Raw genomic sequence first — 15,222 nt, forward strand, 5'->3', positions numbered from 1 at the left:
CTCATGATTTTAGCAAATCCAGTGGTCAATCAAGTGTTGGATCATCCACTCTTAGAGTCAAAAGGAGTGGAGCTGGCCATCAAACGACTTGATCTGATTCATCCGACAGTTTCTGGAAATAAATTTTTTAAGCTGAAATACAATCTGGAAGCCGCAAAAAAATCTGGTTCAAAAAAAATACTCACCTTCGGAGGAGCCTATTCAAACCATATATATTCTACTGCTGCGGCAGCATTTCATGAAGGCCTTGAATCTATCGGAATCATCCGGGGAGAAAGGATCGAGCCTTTAAACCATACCTTGAGTTTTGCGGAAAATCACCATATGCAGCTTGAATTTATCAGTAGAGGAGAGTTTAGAAAAAAAGACCAGGCTTCCTTTGTTGAAGGATTGAGAGAGCAATTTGGAGACATTTACCTGATCCCTGAAGGGGGCACCAATGCAACTGCTATTCAGGGAACCTCCGAAATATTAGATAAGGAGGACACTTACTTCAGCCACATAGTTTGCGCCATTGGAACAGGAGGAACCTTTGCCGGTTTGGCAAACAGCCTATTAGGGCATCAGCAGTTATGGGGCATATCCTCCCTTAAAGGTGAGTTTATTCATAAGGAAATTAAGAATCTTCTTAGCAACTTTAGTATTTCGCCAGAAGGTACTTGGAAGATTTTCTCCAAGTATCATTTTGGAGGATATGCAGCTTACCGGCAAGATTTGATTGATTTCATTTGGAGCTTTTATGAAAACTTTGGAGTGGTTTTAGACCCTATTTACACCGGAAAATTATTTTTTGCTATTTGGGATTTAATCTCAAAAGATCAATTTGAAAAAGGCTCTAAAATTCTGCTGATACACAGCGGAGGGCTTCAGGGAAATGAAGGCTTTACAGAAAGAACTGGAATCAGACTCCCTAATTCTTCAAAGTAAAAAAGTCCTCATTTTCCTGAGGATGAACTTTCAAAACATTGGCGAGGACCAACCGAACAAGCGTTTTGCTGGCTAAGAACTTGGGCAACTTAGCAGCTTTCATAAAGTCTTGGAGGGTAATTTTTTCAGACTCCTCCAATAACTTCATCAGGATTTCTTCTTTTTGACCATAAGTAAAAACTATGTCTCTGGGATTTCTACCTTTCCTCAAAATCTCCCAAACTTCCTTACTAGCCTGAACAGTGCGGTCTGCAACCCTTACAAATGCTCTTTTTCTATTTTGACTTAAAATATAATGTGGCCTTTCTTGGCTTTTAAAGACCTTGAAAAGAGCAACCCCTTTTTTCTCATTGATTTTGACTGTTTCCAGTTCATAGGGTAAGGCTGGAAAAATCAATTCTTTTATGGCCTTCTGCATCACAAAGACTTCTTCCTCTATATATCTCTGCCCACTAACCGTCCCATCATCATCCACTCCAAGCAGTAAAACCCCGCCTTCTGTATTTGCCAAAGCAATCAGTTCTCTCACAATTTTATCAGGAAATGCAGCTTTTTTCTTGAACTCAAGAGTCAGCCCTTCCCCTTGTGAAGCCAATATTTTTACCTCTTGAAGTGTCATGCTTATCAGCTTTTCCCAGGGCCTCTGTTCAATTCCTCCAAGCGGCTCTTTTGAGATTGCCACTCGTCTCTCAGCCTTGCAGCTTCCATAAAGTTGAGCTCTTTCGCCGCTTTCTCCATCTGTTTTTGAGTTTGAGCGATCAATTTCTCCAACTTCTCTTTACTCAAATACTGTACGACAGGATCGGCGGCCAGCTGGCTTTCTCCAGGCATTGGCTCCGCGTATACTTTTGCATTCTTCTTGGAATCAGCCACCTTGGTTTGTCCCATGATTTTATCTCGAGACTTGATAACAGTGGTAGGAGTTATGCCGTGTTCCTCATTGTAAGCAATCTGAAGCGCCCTTCTTCTTTTGGTTTCATCAATAGCCATTTGCATGGATTCAGTGATTTTATCCGCATACATGATCACTCTACCTTCAGAGTTTCTTGCTGCTCTTCCAATCGTCTGAACCAAGCTTCGCTCATTTCTCAAAAAGCCCTCTTTATCAGCATCCAAAATCGCGACCAACGACACTTCGGGAAGATCTAGCCCTTCTCTCAATAAGTTGACTCCAACCAAAACATCAAAAACTCCGAGTCTTAGCTCTCTGAGAATCTCGACTCGATCCAAGGTCTTCACTTCCGAGTGAATATATCTGGACTTGACTCCAGCCCTTTCCAAATACTTTTGAAGCTCTTCAGCCATTCTCTTGGTTAAAGTTGTAACCAGAACTCTGGCATCTGACTTAATGGTTTGATCAATTTCCTCCAACAAATCATCGATCTGATTTAAACTTGGTCTCACTTCAATGGTAGGGTCCAGTAATCCTGTCGGACGAATAATCTGCTCTACCACCACCCCTTCCGTCAAGGCCAATTCATAATCCGCCGGAGTAGCAGATACATAGACAACTTGATTGGTCAAATTTTCGAATTCATCAAATTTGAGAGGACGATTATCCAAAGCTGAGGGAAGACGAAATCCGAAATCCACCAAATTGACCTTTCTAGACCTATCTCCACCCCACATAGCTCGCACTTGAGGCACCGTGACATGGCTCTCGTCAATTATCATTAAAAAGTCATCCGGAAAATAATCCAAAAGACAGAATGGTCTCATTCCTGGACTTCTTCTGTCGAAATAGCGGGAATAATTCTCAACCCCAGAGCAATAACCCAACTCCCGAATCATCTCCAAATCAAACTCAGTTCTTTCCTGGAGTCTTTTTGCTTCCATAAATTTCCCCTCCTTTTCGAAGAAATTTACTTGGGCCACCATATCATCCTGAATTTCTTTGATGGCTGTTTGTATGGTGTCTCTACCAGTTACAAAAAGATTTGCAGGAAAAATGGAGATAATTTTTTCATCGTTAAGTTTCTTCCCACTTTGGGGATCTATTCTTTGAATCGCTTCAATTTCATCACCCCAGAAAAAAATTCTATAGCCCCAGTCAGCATAAGCCACAAAAATATCCACTGTATCTCCCTTTACTCTGAAGGTACCGTGTGTTAAATCCTGGTGAGTTCGGGAGTATAATATATCGACCAGTTTAAACAGCAACTGATTCCTAGGAATTCTGTCTCCCTCTTGAATTCGAATCACATTCTTTGCGAATTCTTCAGGATTACCAATACCATAAATACAGGATACTGAAGCCACCACGATCACATCTCTTCTTCCGGTAAGCAAAGCAGAGGTCGCGCTCAATCTCAATTTTTCGATCTCTTCATTAATAGAAAGATCCTTTTCTATATAAGTTCCCGAGCTGGGAATAAAGGCCTCAGGCTGATAGTAATCGTAATAGGAGATGAAATATTCAACCGCATTTTCAGGGAAAAACTGCTTAAACTCTCCATAAAGCTGAGCTGCTAGCGTCTTGTTGTGACTTAACACCAAGGTAGGCTTTTGAACCTGCTGGATTAAATTGGCAACGGTAAAAGTTTTACCTGAACCGGTTACACCCAAAAGCACTTGAGCTTTTTCCCCTTCGTTTACTCCACGGGCTAGTTGCTCAATCGCCTGTGGCTGATCTCCGGTTGGCTGATAATCTGAAGTAAGTCTAAATTCCATATACTTATGTCGAACTTACCCAACACCCAAACTCTAGTCAAAAGTTTTCTACTTCTGAATATTCTAGGCTTTTAGAGGTTTATATTTTGAAATATTATAATACAGATAATTGGTTCTGAGAATGATCACCAATAAAATCGGGATTAGGCTAGGGTGAAAAGATTGCCAACCTAAAATCCAGAAAACCACTGCTGCATCTGCTAAAATCAAGGCTGCCAAAAGGTATTTCCTGACCCAGGGCTTCAAATTTTTGGAGAATAGCGCTATTGCCAGAAACAAATGACCCGGAAAAGCCCAAAGTATATTCCAGTTCCACTTAGTAGCCGAATGATCTGTGGCAAACCAGAGTAAGAAAATAACTATTCCTAGAATTCCTAGAATAGAAAATAGGGCTATATCAAAACCGATAAATAGCTTTTTTCTTTTAAAACCGATATAGGTAATTGCTGAAAATAAAATGGCTACCAACCAAAACAACCAGTAGGGATTGAAAGCTCCTATAACTCCCTGTTCGGGTTTAGGAAAATCCAAAATAACATTTGTCTCTTTGACTAAAGGTCTGGTCGGACCATCTCCCTGAATCTCTGCTCTCGAAAATGCTTCTTCCATATAATCAGGTAAAAACTGCTCTTCCTGAGGAGAAGCAACCCGATCTATCACAGCTCCCAGAGCGAGATCAATTCCCAAATCAGCCCAAGGCATTCTCAAAACGTACTCGTCTATCAAGTCCCTGAAAGTTTTTTCTCTTTCTTGTACCTGCTCATCATTCCAGATCAATTGATCTCCCAAAACCAAATCCATCGCATCACGGATTCTTGTAGCACAATTATCAAAGAAGAAATCATATCTATAATAGCGTCTTTCAGGTAAGTAATTGACCTGTAAAAACTCTACCATGTATTGCTCCTGCTCCGAATTGAGATCTAATACTTGTTCACGGATCGCTCTTTTTTCACCCGCATAGGTAGTAATAAAATCAGCGTAGGTACTGACGCTTAACATATAGTCTAATTTCCCACCCGCAAATTTTCCATAGAAATTTGGGGTATTGAAATTGAAGGTTCCGTAATTGAAAACATAATCCGTCCCATTGACATTATCAAAAACTCGGATTGCGCTATGACCATAAGCCATATATAACTCATCTCCTGGATCGCAAGTAAGAAGACTAATCCTATATAACTGAGCCTGAACACTTCCTAAGCTCATGAATAACAGGAAAATAATTAGACCTAGAACTTTATTTTTAGCTATCATTTAACTAACTTAAAAGGCTTTTTAAATACTTTTTAATTGTGCTATGGGAAACTGGGACAAAAAGTTGGCCCTTTTGGCGTTTTTGAACGGTCGAATATACAGGATATTGTCGGCAATAGCAGGACTTTGCCTGCTCCAATTAGTTGCCAGCGCACAGGAAATTAATGCATACAAAACCATTTCCAGCGGAAATTTTTCAAATATATTAATCTGGAATGTCTTTGACGGATCTACTTGGATTCCTGCTACCACTCTCCCAGATAGCTCCAATGATATTTATATTGATCAAAACCATACACTCACGCTCAATCTTAATGCAGCTGTAAAAAATGTATTCATCAATTCTGAAACCGGCGCAGGACAAAAACTACGGCTCAACAGCTTCAATCTGGATATTTACGGAAGCTTACAGGCATTTAGTGGAGCTGCTCCAGGCACTCCATCAGGGACTTGGAACAGTCAAAACTGGATTGGAAATTCTTTCAATAGCACCATTACCTTTAAGGGAGAGTCAAGGATTATCATTCCCTTAAATGCATGGAGCGGATTCAGTACGAATAGTAGGTATTCTGTAATTTTTGATCCCGGTCCAGGTGTGGAACTGATTATAGAGGAACCATTCAAGGCCCTCAGTTTTACAGTCAAATCTGGAACTCTCCGGCAAAAGTTGGATCGGAATGTTTTTCCCAATTTTTGTCCAACTCTTTCATTTAATACTGAAACTACTGTGTATGGAACTGGGCCATTTGGTGTTTTTACAATTGAGCCTGGGGCAACTTTCATCACTGACTGCAATGCGAATATCATTTTCAGATCTAACTCCAGTAGCGCGGGTCTTATTGATCTTCAAGATGATGGAATAATGGTTTTGGAAGGAACTAACCCTAGAATTGAAGCTGCAAATTTTCAACTGAATGGGAAAATCATTTTTCGGGGCGGAGATTCTCCTAAAAATTTTCTGAATTCAAGCTTTGCCGACGCAGGAATACCAAACAGAATTCATGATTTGGAGCTGCAAGGAGTTCATAATCTCAATTTGCCTACTGAGCTCTTCATTTCTGGAAATATGGTCAAAACCGGGACTGGAAATTTTTTATCTAATAATTCCCACATTTTTGCCGTAGGACCTAGCGAGCAATATATTGGTCCATTTCCCATAACGGTTTCTAGCCTAACTATCCAAAAAACAGGAGGACGAATTCGAGTAAGTGATGATCTGACAATTACCAGGACATTATTTATGAACTCTGGATCATTGGACTTAAGTGGGAATATCCTTTCAATTAACAGTTCTTCTCAAGGTGGGATAAATTATTCTGGAGGAAGCTGGAGAAATGCAGCCTTGTTTAGATATCTCAACATTCCAACTAGCCTTAATGAGGTCAATGGAACATTCCCTTTTGAAGACACAAAAAATGGAGGAGTTAGAAAAGTCCAACTCTTAGGAAATACAGCAGGAGGAAATCTGGAGATTCGATTCACAGAATACAAAGGAGCTGAATACAATTCCAATTTTGATGACTCTGATGGAACTCCAATTCTCTACAGGCTATTTTCTTTCTTCCAGTTTTCAGGCCTTAATCCAAGTTCGAATCCAATGGAATTGAGAATTTCCGCAGATCAGTTGATAGTGGATGATGTAGATGACCTGAGAATAGTAGGCACTGGATATGCCGCCCAAGGAAGCCATCTGGACGGTTTAGACCCTAGTCTGCTCTGGGCTAGAAGACTGATTCAGTTGGAAGATTTAGCCATTGGCAATTATACGGTTGGCAGTTTCCGAACATTAAGTATTCTACCTGTAGAATGGATCAATTTTGAAGCGATCAGAAGAGGGTCGGAAGTTTCCTTGAATTGGGAAGTTTTGGGTGAACAGGAATACACATTTGAGATTTATAGATCAGATGGGAATATTTCAAATTGGAGATTAATTGGATCTGCTTCAAAAAGCCTGGCAGGAGCCAGCCTATTCCAATTTTCAGACATCAATTTTTATAATCACGAATCCTACTATAGAATCAAATCTTCCAATCAGGAAGGGCAGGAATCCTGGAGCAATACCGTAAGAGTCATTCCACTACCTAAGACTCATTCTTCTGTTAAAATTTATCCTAACCCATATTTTTCGGGTCCTATTCATATTGAAATTCCTGAAAAAGAAAGAAATACTGCCCTTGAGGTTGAGTTACTTACATTTACCGGTGATAAAATTTATGAAGGAAGAATCGGCTTAACAGATCTGGAAAAGCTACTAACCCAAGTTAATCCAGGGAATTATATATTGAGAGTTTCACAAAACAATAATTCTTGGGTGATTCGTTGGATTCGAAAATGAGATACTGTTTGATCAAACGCACAACGGAATAGCACATTTTTTTTATCTTGAAATCTCAACCCAACCTAACCTATGACCATTTTCCTTGTGCTGCTCAGTATCGCTATTTTGGTACTGTTAATCGTCTGGGCCAAATTAAATCCCTTTTTGGCTTTCTTGATAGCTTCCATCACCGCCGGCTTTCTTTTAGGCCTTCCTGCAGATCAAATTGCCGGTTCCGTGCAGAAAGGCATGGGAAATCTTCTGGGAGATTTAGTCATAGTGATCGTCATGGGAGCTATGCTTGGCAAACTCGTCGCTGAAAGCGGTGCCGCTCAAAGAATTGCCAATACCTTGATGAATATATTTGGTGAAAAGTACATCACCTGGGCCATGGCATTGACAGGTTTAATCGTCGGGATTCCACTCTTTTACAATGTGGGTTTCGTACTCCTTGTTCCTTTGGCTTTTACCGTCGCTTATCAATACAAAATCTCAGCAGTGTACGTGGGGATTCCTTTACTCGCTGCGCTATCGGTCACCCATGGATTTCTTCCTCCACATCCCTCTCCCGCTGCATTGGTTGCTCAGTTTGAGGCCAATATGGGGCTAACCTTATTCTATGGGTTTTTAATCACCATCCCTACCGTTGCTATTGCTGGGCCTATTTTCGCAACGCAACTCAAAAAGGTTGAGGCTAAACCCTTGAAGACATTTCAGGCAGAAATCAAAGAGGAAAAAGATTTACCTGGAAATGCCAATAGTTTCATAACAGCTTTATTGCCCGTCTTTTTATTGGTAGGAACTACAGCCATCAGCCTGAACTGGGAGACTTCAGGTGAGCTAAATGAACTGATCGGCTTTATTTCTAATCCTGGGATAGTCATGATTATTTCCGTGTTGATTGGCACCTATACCTTAGGATTGAGAAGAAGATTTTCCATGAAGCAGCTGATGTCCTTATATACCGATGCTACCAAAGACATCGCAATGATACTCTTGATTGTCGCTGGAGCAGGAGCTTTGAAGCAGGTTTTCACAGATACCGGGGTGAGTCAGGTCATTGCAGATGGTCTTAAAACCTGGCAAATGCACCCATTGATATTGGCTTGGCTTATTACTGCTATTATTCGAGTCTGTGTGGGATCGGCTACTGTGGCAGGTCTAACTACAGCAGGCATCATAGCTCCTCTAGTTACAACTATGAACGTGGACCCCAATTTACTGGTGCTATCCATCGGAGCAGGAAGCTTGATGTTTTCTCATTTCAATGATGCGGGATTCTGGATGTATAAAGAGTTTTTCAATGTAAGTATCAAAGACACCATACGAACTTGGTCTTTAATGGAGACCTTGGTTGCTGTCATAGGATTAATAGGTGTCCTTATTTTGGATATATTTATATAGAAAAACAAGGAAGTATTTTATTTAATCTGATTATCCGCAATCATGCCAGTTGCCTTATTTTCCTTGCTTGACAGGTTGGAAGACCGATGACCGAAGACCGAAGCTTCCGGATTCTGATCCTTTCAGCAGACAATAAGCCGTATTTTTGTCAATACTGGTAAGAATGCGCATACCCATATTATTCAAAAAGTGAATTGGTTGTAGATTAAAAAAGAAAATAAACTCAGTGACTATCATCATTTAAAATTAAAAGCCATGGAAACTCCTGAAAGTAATTTCGCAAAACTAGGATTAACCTTACCTCCTGCCCCAAAGCCATTAGGGGTATACAAGCCTTGCCTGATTGACGGGAAACATCTCTATTTATCGGGACATGGGACGGTAAAGGCCGATGGTTCTCTGATAATCGGAAGAATAGGTCAAGACTTGGATATGGAAGCAGGGAAAAAAGCTGCTCAGCAAGTAGGGCTTGCCATGCTTGCCACCATCAAGGCAAATCTTGGTTCTTTAAATAGAGTCAAGAGAGTGATTAAGGTATTGGGAATGGTGAACTGTGTTTCCACATTTGAAAAGCACCCTTATATCATCAACGGATGCAGCGAATTATTTGCAAATGTTTGGGGTACCGATTACGGGGTAGGCGTCAGGTCAGCAGTAGGGATGGGAACCTTGCCGGATAATATCCCGGTAGAAATTGAAGCAATATTTGAACTGCATGAAGGCGCTTAAGGCTGAACCAAGGCTTTGTAGGATTCAAAGATATTCATAATGTCTTTGACGTAGTTGACAGCTAAATGCCCTTTGGCGAATCCACTTCTGACTATAGGGTCACGATAGTATTCCGGATCACTTTTCAATTCGAGAAAACCTGCAACTTCTTTCCAGCTTTGGGTATTTCCGCCATATTTCAAAGTAAGTCTCCAAGCATCTTCTACGTGACCGTGACCAATGTTGTATGATGCTAAAATAAATTTGATTCGTTCATTAGTCTCGGGCACTCTTTCCATCCAGAATTTATCCAAATACCGAAGATATTTCACTCCACCCATCAAGGACTGAAATGGATCATTAGGGTTTTCCACTCCAAATCTTTCCAGAGTTACCGGCATTAATTGCAAAAGCCCCTGTGCACCTGCATAGGAGGTTGCTGAGGTATCAAATCTGGATTCTTTGTAAACCAAGGAAGCTAATAATCGCCAATCCCAGCCTAACTCTTCGGCTCCTTTTTGGATCAAATCATCATAAACAGAAATTCTATTTCCTACTAAGGAAGAGAAAGGACTGGTAGATCTGAAATAACTGTTTTTACTGTTCAGAAAATATTTAGCATAAAGCATAGGAATAAACTTCTTCTGTTTATCCTCTAGCCATGTATTGACTTCTCCCAGTAACTTGGGCGAATTATCTCTCACTACCCAAGAAACTTCTTCGGATTCGGTCACCTTCCACGAAATATTCAATCCTTCGTAATAAGTGGCATTTGCTTGAGCAATATTTTGATCTGCAATGGTGTATCGAATCTCCCCCTTGACAACTTGATCAATCAATGTTTCTTCATGCAAAGGTGACTCTATCACAGTAAAACTCACTTGTAAGGAATCCTTGATTTTACAAAGTTGGGATTTATAAACTGCCCCCTGCCTCACAAATATTGTGTCTGACTCTAAGTCCTGCCAGGATTTGGTAGCAGGAGTAGTTTCGGAACTGACCAGAACGGTACTTATTTTTCCAAGAGCCTGAGTAAAAGTAGCTTTCCCCTCCCTCACTGGACTTTTTTCCAGATTCATAGCAATCAAATCAACCCGGCCATCATTGAGATATTCGAAGGCTTTATCGATATCAGAAACCAAAACCAAGTTTAACTGCACGCCCAATCTTTTGGCCAAGTCTCTTAAGAGTTCGTACTCATAGCCCATTCTACGCCCTCTGTAGATATAATATCCTGTCGAATTATTATCAACCGCCGCCCGGATGAAACCTCTATTTTTAATCCCTTCAAGGTCTAAAATGTAGGTTTCTTTTTTGAATGTCCTATTGAACTGCTGCTCGAGAAAGGTACACTGTACCCCAAACAATAAAATAACAACAGTTGCGAATAGTATGATTATTCCTTTCTTCATACACTGGGAAAAACTCCCTGGATGTTTCGAAAGCACTGATAGTCAAAGTGTATGCCAAAACAACAAACCCTTTCTATTAAAAATCCATAAAAGAAAAGGGCCTCTGTAAAAGGCCCTCTATTCAATTCTATTGAGGTAATCTCAATTCCTCGAAACTACTGTCGAAAAATATTCTCCCCGACAAGCGCATCAATTCAATCTCCTGTTCCTTGATATTGTAAATCGAAGTGATCAATCGGGTTTCTGCAGTAAGTAAATTTACCTGCGCATCTCTAAATTCGAGATAAGAAGCGATCCCTAGTCTAAATCGCTCCAAGGCAATCTCACTACTTTCTTTGGCGACAGCATAATTTCGCTGTTCAATTTCAAGTAATTCCCGATTATTCAAATACGTGTTGTAGGCTCTATATAAATCTGATTTCAATTGAATCTCAAACTGATCTACCGCATACCCTTGAATCTTTTGCTGGACTCGAGCATTTTGGATTCTTCTATTCAGGGTAAAACCTGAAAACAAATTGAAAGAAATGTTTCCTCCGTAATTAATCCCCTCTCTTTGATTTTGGATCAAAAACCCTGCATCGGAATTAGAAGTATTATTTACATAATTCATATTTAGGTTCAAGGCGGGTAACCTGGAAACCTGAAGCTCTTTCATTTGCAAAAAAGCTACGTTTTCCTGCCTTTGAGTAACCAGCCATTGCTTGTTTTCCATAAAGGCACTTTCCTCCAAGTCTCCAATTCTCAGCATTTCACCAATCCTAATGGTATCACTCACAGAAAATTCTCTGGAAGGATCCAAAGCCATCAGCTCATTCAAATTAATTCTTGCAGCCTGAATGATTTGAGCCTGAGTTTTCAATAAGCTTAAATCAGAATTATAGTCAACTTCTGCTGTCAAGTAATCTCTTTTTCCTGCTCCCCCTAATTCATATTGTGCCTGAGCAATGTCCAATCTTGCTTGGCTGAGTTCCAAAGTTTTCTTTAAAACTTCATAGCGCTGAAGTTCTAACACCAGTCGATAATAAGCGGTGGAAATACCTGCTACTGTATTTTCAACAGCAATTTTTGCTTCAAGCTGAGAAACTTCTGTCAATAGCCCAAGTCTTTTAAGAACCACAAAAGCTTCAGGTCTAAAACCATAAATTGCTGCCATGGTGAAGTTTTCAGATCTGGATTTGGCATCATCTATCTGTCTAGGTTCAGGGTCATTGACAAATTTTTGCGTTACATCTTCTGTGGAATAGTTTCTAGTGTAAATAGCGTCCACGATGGGAAGAAAGGAACCCAAACCAATCCGCTCTTCACCCTGACGGAGATTGATGTTTTCAACTGCTATCTTTACATCCAAATTATTCTCCAAACCAAGCTGAATAGCTTTTTCCAGATCCAAAGACTCGGAGTTTTGAGCAAAAGAACTTTTTACGAATAAGCTCACGAGGAGCAAAAAGTATATTTTCTTCATCAAATTCTGGCTAATCTTCCTTCTTTAGAAGTCAAGTATGTATAAATCGCAGGGATAATGAACAAGGTAAGTATGGTTGCAAAAGCAAGCCCTCCAATAACGGCAGCTCCCATAGGAACTCTACTTTCAGCACCTGCTCCCAATGCCAGTGCAATTGGAAGAATCCCCAAAATCGTGGAAAGAGAAGTCATCAAAATAGGTCTAAATCGGGCCACGGCTGCTCCATAAATTGCTTCCTTCACATCCATCCCACTAGCTTTTCGCTGATTGGCAAATTCTACAATCAAAATTCCGTTTTTGGTAACCAAGCCAATGAGCATGATGATCCCAATCTGACTAAAAATGTTGAGTGTAAAATCAAAAGCCCATAGGGTAAGTAATGCTCCAAAGATTGCCAAAGGCACGGTAAACATGATAGTCAGCGGATCTAAGAAGCTCTCAAATTGGGCTGAAAGGACCAAATAGATCAAAACCAAGGCAAAAAGAAAAGCAAAGATCAAGCTATTGGAGCTTTCTCTAAACTCCTTGGAAGGTCCTGATACGTCAGTGGCAAAGGAGTCATCCAATACCTCAGCAGCGATTCTATCCATTTCATCTAGACCATCACCTATGGTAAAACCCTCGGCAAGGTTAGCTGATACTGTTGCAGAAACAAATCTATTGAATCTATATAGTTGCGGTGGAGTACTTTTTTCGACAACTGTTACCAGATTATCCAATTGCACCAGTTGACCATTCTCTGCTCTTACATAAAGCATCCTAAGATTAATTGGCTCATTCCTATCCTCAATTTGCATTTCTCCGACCACTTGATACTGTTTACCATTCATGATGAAGTAGGCAAATCGCTGACCTGAATAGGAAAGTTGTAGGGTTCGTGCTATTTCCTGTACAGACACCCCGATATTTCTTGCCTTTTCCCGATCAATTTCTATTTCAAGCTCAGGTTTTGTGAATTTCAAGTTGATATCTGCGAAAATGAACTTATCACTTTTATTCACCTCCTCCATAAATGTTGGAATCTTCTCTTTCAGCTTTTCCAAAGTAGGTGCCTGGAGCACATACTGTACTGGCAAGCCTCCACGACGATCACCTATTGATTGGGGCTGTGCGGCAAATGCTCTTACAGATGTATAGGTTCTGAGTTTTGCATTCACCTCATTGAAAATATCGTTCTGACTTCGAGATCTATTCTCAGCGTCAGTTAAAATAAATCGTACGAATCCTGAGTTAGTACTGGCTGTACCAAAACCCGGGGATGTAACTGAAATCAAACCAGATACTTCTTCCTCAGGGAAAGACTCCAAGAAATCTCCTACCATTTGATCAATCACACGGTCCATATAATCGAAGGTAGCACCCTCTGGACCTGCCATGTTGATTCTTAGCTCCCCTCTATCCTCGGTAGGAGCCAATTCGGAAGGAATTTCATTGAATAACCAATAGATCCCCCCACCCATGAATATGATGAGCAGGAAAGCAACCCATCTGAAGTTCATAAACCAGCTTAATGCTCGGTCATATTGATTGTTTAGCCAAACAAATCCAGGCTCGGTAAAATTATAAAACCAATTATGTTTCTCTCTTCTTTTCAACAATTTAGAGCTGAGCATTGGCGTCATGGTCAATGCGACAAAAGAGGAAATAATCACAGAGCCTGCCACAACGATTCCAAATTCTCGGAAAAGTCGGCCAGTTGTCCCTGTCAGGAATATTACTGGCAGGAAAACTGCCGCCAATGCCACTGTGGTTGCGATTACTGCGAAAAAGATTTCCTCAGCACCTTTTTGAGCGGCTTGCAGTGGTTTCTCCCCTTTTTCTATCCGTGCATAGATATTCTCCAATACAACAATCGCGTCATCGACCACCAATCCAATGGATAGAACGATGCCTAATAGTGTCAATACGTTGATAGAAAAATCCATCAAGTACATGACAAAAAATACTCCTATCAGGGAAATCGGTATGGTTAAAACAGGAATAAATGTAGTTCTCCAGTCCCTCAAAAAGAGGAAAATAATAGCTACAACCAGAATAAAGGCTGTAATAATTGTTTCCTGAACCTCCGCAATGGAGTTTCTAATATAGGTTGTAGAGTCAAATCCGATTTCCAAACCTACATCAGCCGGTAAATCCTTTTTGATAAACTCTAAACGTCTGTAAAATTCATCAACAATCTCAATATTGTTTGAACCTGGTAGAGGAACCAAAACTACCCCTACCATTGGGACACCGTCTCTTTTTAGGACAGTTCTTTCATTTAAAGCGGCTAATTCCGCTTTTCCCACATCTTGAAAGCGAACAATATTATTCTCGCTTTCCTTAATGATAAGTTGGTTAAATTCCTGCGGGGAAGACAGACGGCTCTTCGTTCTTACCGAAAGCTCAATAGTCTCGCCTTCAATTCTTCCGGATGGCAGCTCTACGTTTTCGGACTGAACTTTTGAAAGAACATCCAAAGGGGTTACTCCATAAGAAGCCATTTTCAATGGATCCATTCTTAGTCGAATGGCATATTCTTTTTCTCCCCAAATCTGTACTCTACTGACTCCCGGGATGGTTTGAAGTCTTTCTTTGAAAATATTTTGAGCGATGTCTGAAAGGTCAAGAAGACTTCTTTCATCACTTTTTACGTTGAGGAAAACGATGGGCTGAGAGTCAGCATCCGCCTTGGATACAACTGGTGGTTCAGCATCAGGAGGTAAGTTTCTTTGTGCTCCGGAAACCTTATCTCTCACGTCATTTGCTGCCGCTTCCAAATCTGCTCCCACGTCAAATTCCACGGTAATACTACTGGCACCGTCATTGGAAGTAGAGGTCAGAGATTTAATCCCCTGAATCCCGTTGATAGCTTCTTCCAAGGGCTCGGTGATTTGAGCCTCGATTACATCAGCATTTGCTCCAACATAATTGGTTCTGACATTAATGATTGGAGGATCAACGCTGGGGAACTCTCGAATACCCAAAAGAGATATCCCGATGGCCCCGAACAATAAAATGATCAGGGACATCACGATGGCCAAAACTGGCCTGTTAATACTTAAATTCGATAAACTCGCCAT

Annotated in this window: 10 protein-coding genes; 4 read left to right on the plus strand and 6 right to left on the minus strand. The window is 40.6% G+C overall.

Features of this window, described 5'->3' with window-relative positions:
* Positions 1–3 precede the first annotated feature (3 nt).
* Entirely contained in the window at positions 4–927 is a 924-nt protein-coding gene (locus GYM62_RS16180) for a 1-aminocyclopropane-1-carboxylate deaminase/D-cysteine desulfhydrase (RefSeq protein WP_219957168.1), read from the plus strand.
* Here GYM62_RS16180 and GYM62_RS16185 read toward each other — a convergent pair.
* The 3 genes from GYM62_RS16185 to GYM62_RS16195 all read right to left on the minus strand — a co-directional run bounded on the left by GYM62_RS16185 (position 911) and on the right by GYM62_RS16195 (position 4,806).
* Positions 911–1,546: a helix-turn-helix domain-containing protein gene (locus tag GYM62_RS16185; RefSeq protein ID WP_219957169.1), complete on the minus strand. Its 636-nt coding sequence runs from the start codon at positions 1,544–1,546 to the stop codon at positions 911–913. The two genes, GYM62_RS16180 and GYM62_RS16185, sit on opposite strands and share 17 nt — an antisense overlap.
* 5 nt (positions 1,547–1,551) lie before the next feature.
* Positions 1,552–3,597: an excinuclease ABC subunit UvrB gene (gene uvrB, locus GYM62_RS16190; protein ID WP_219957170.1), complete on the minus strand. Its 2,046-nt coding sequence runs from the start codon at positions 3,595–3,597 to the stop codon at positions 1,552–1,554.
* 63 nt (positions 3,598–3,660) lie between these two features.
* Positions 3,661–4,806, minus strand: a complete 1,146-nt coding sequence (locus tag GYM62_RS16195) for a DUF4105 domain-containing protein (protein WP_255590407.1) — start codon at positions 4,804–4,806, stop codon at positions 3,661–3,663.
* 91 nt (positions 4,807–4,897) lie between these two features.
* On the opposite strand from GYM62_RS16195, the gene GYM62_RS16200 reads away from it, so the two are divergent.
* The 3 genes from GYM62_RS16200 to GYM62_RS16210 all read left to right on the plus strand — a co-directional run bounded on the left by GYM62_RS16200 (position 4,898) and on the right by GYM62_RS16210 (position 9,304).
* A complete protein-coding gene (locus GYM62_RS16200) occupies positions 4,898–7,189 on the plus strand; it encodes a T9SS type A sorting domain-containing protein (RefSeq protein ID WP_219957172.1) in 2,292 nt (763 codons plus the stop codon).
* A gap of 72 nt (positions 7,190–7,261) precedes the next feature.
* A complete protein-coding gene (locus GYM62_RS16205; RefSeq protein WP_144604080.1) occupies positions 7,262–8,575 on the plus strand; it encodes a gluconate:H+ symporter in 1,314 nt (437 codons plus the stop codon).
* A 255-nt stretch (positions 8,576–8,830) separates the two neighbouring features.
* Entirely contained in the window at positions 8,831–9,304 is a 474-nt protein-coding gene (locus GYM62_RS16210; protein ID WP_144604081.1) for a RidA family protein, read from the plus strand.
* Here the strand turns inward: GYM62_RS16210 and GYM62_RS16215 are convergent.
* From GYM62_RS16215 to GYM62_RS16225, 3 genes are all read right to left on the minus strand, one after another.
* The gene (locus tag GYM62_RS16215) at positions 9,301–10,695 is read right to left on the minus strand and encodes a transporter substrate-binding domain-containing protein (RefSeq protein WP_144604082.1); all 1,395 of its coding nucleotides are present in this window, start codon (positions 10,693–10,695) and stop codon (positions 9,301–9,303) included. The two genes, GYM62_RS16210 and GYM62_RS16215, sit on opposite strands and share 4 nt — an antisense overlap.
* 127 nt (positions 10,696–10,822) lie before the next feature.
* Positions 10,823–12,160: a TolC family protein gene (locus GYM62_RS16220; protein ID WP_144604083.1), complete on the minus strand. Its 1,338-nt coding sequence runs from the start codon at positions 12,158–12,160 to the stop codon at positions 10,823–10,825.
* The gene (locus GYM62_RS16225) at positions 12,160–15,222 is read right to left on the minus strand and encodes an efflux RND transporter permease subunit (protein ID WP_091655677.1); all 3,063 of its coding nucleotides are present in this window, start codon (positions 15,220–15,222) and stop codon (positions 12,160–12,162) included. Before GYM62_RS16225 ends, GYM62_RS16220 begins: the two co-directional genes overlap by 1 nt.

Origin of the sequence: Algoriphagus sp. NBT04N3 (assembly GCF_019443765.1) — a bacterium.
Classification (GTDB): domain Bacteria; phylum Bacteroidota; class Bacteroidia; order Cytophagales; family Cyclobacteriaceae; genus Algoriphagus; species Algoriphagus ornithinivorans.

What these genes read in the sequence shown, in the direction of transcription:
- GYM62_RS16215 (WP_144604082.1), bottom strand. Translation starts at nt 10,695, where the DNA reads ATGAAGAAAGGAATAATCATACTATTCGCAACTGTTGTTATTTTATTG.
- GYM62_RS16220 (WP_144604083.1), bottom strand. Translation starts at nt 12,160, where the DNA reads ATGAAGAAAATATACTTTTTGCTCCTCGTGAGCTTATTCGTAAAAAGT.
- GYM62_RS16205 (WP_144604080.1), top strand. Translation starts at nt 7,262, where the DNA reads ATGACCATTTTCCTTGTGCTGCTCAGTATCGCTATTTTGGTACTGTTA.
- GYM62_RS16200 (WP_219957172.1), top strand. Translation starts at nt 4,898, where the DNA reads ATGGGAAACTGGGACAAAAAGTTGGCCCTTTTGGCGTTTTTGAACGGT.
- GYM62_RS16180 (WP_219957168.1), top strand. Translation starts at nt 4, where the DNA reads ATGATTTTAGCAAATCCAGTGGTCAATCAAGTGTTGGATCATCCACTC.
- GYM62_RS16185 (WP_219957169.1), bottom strand. Translation starts at nt 1,546, where the DNA reads ATGACACTTCAAGAGGTAAAAATATTGGCTTCACAAGGGGAAGGGCTG.
- uvrB (WP_219957170.1), bottom strand. Translation starts at nt 3,597, where the DNA reads ATGGAATTTAGACTTACTTCAGATTATCAGCCAACCGGAGATCAGCCA.
- GYM62_RS16195 (WP_255590407.1), bottom strand. Translation starts at nt 4,806, where the DNA reads ATGAGCTTAGGAAGTGTTCAGGCTCAGTTATATAGGATTAGTCTTCTT.
- GYM62_RS16225 (WP_091655677.1), bottom strand. Translation starts at nt 15,222, where the DNA reads ATGGCGAGTTTATCGAATTTAAGTATTAACAGGCCAGTTTTGGCCATC.
- GYM62_RS16210 (WP_144604081.1), top strand. Translation starts at nt 8,831, where the DNA reads ATGGAAACTCCTGAAAGTAATTTCGCAAAACTAGGATTAACCTTACCT.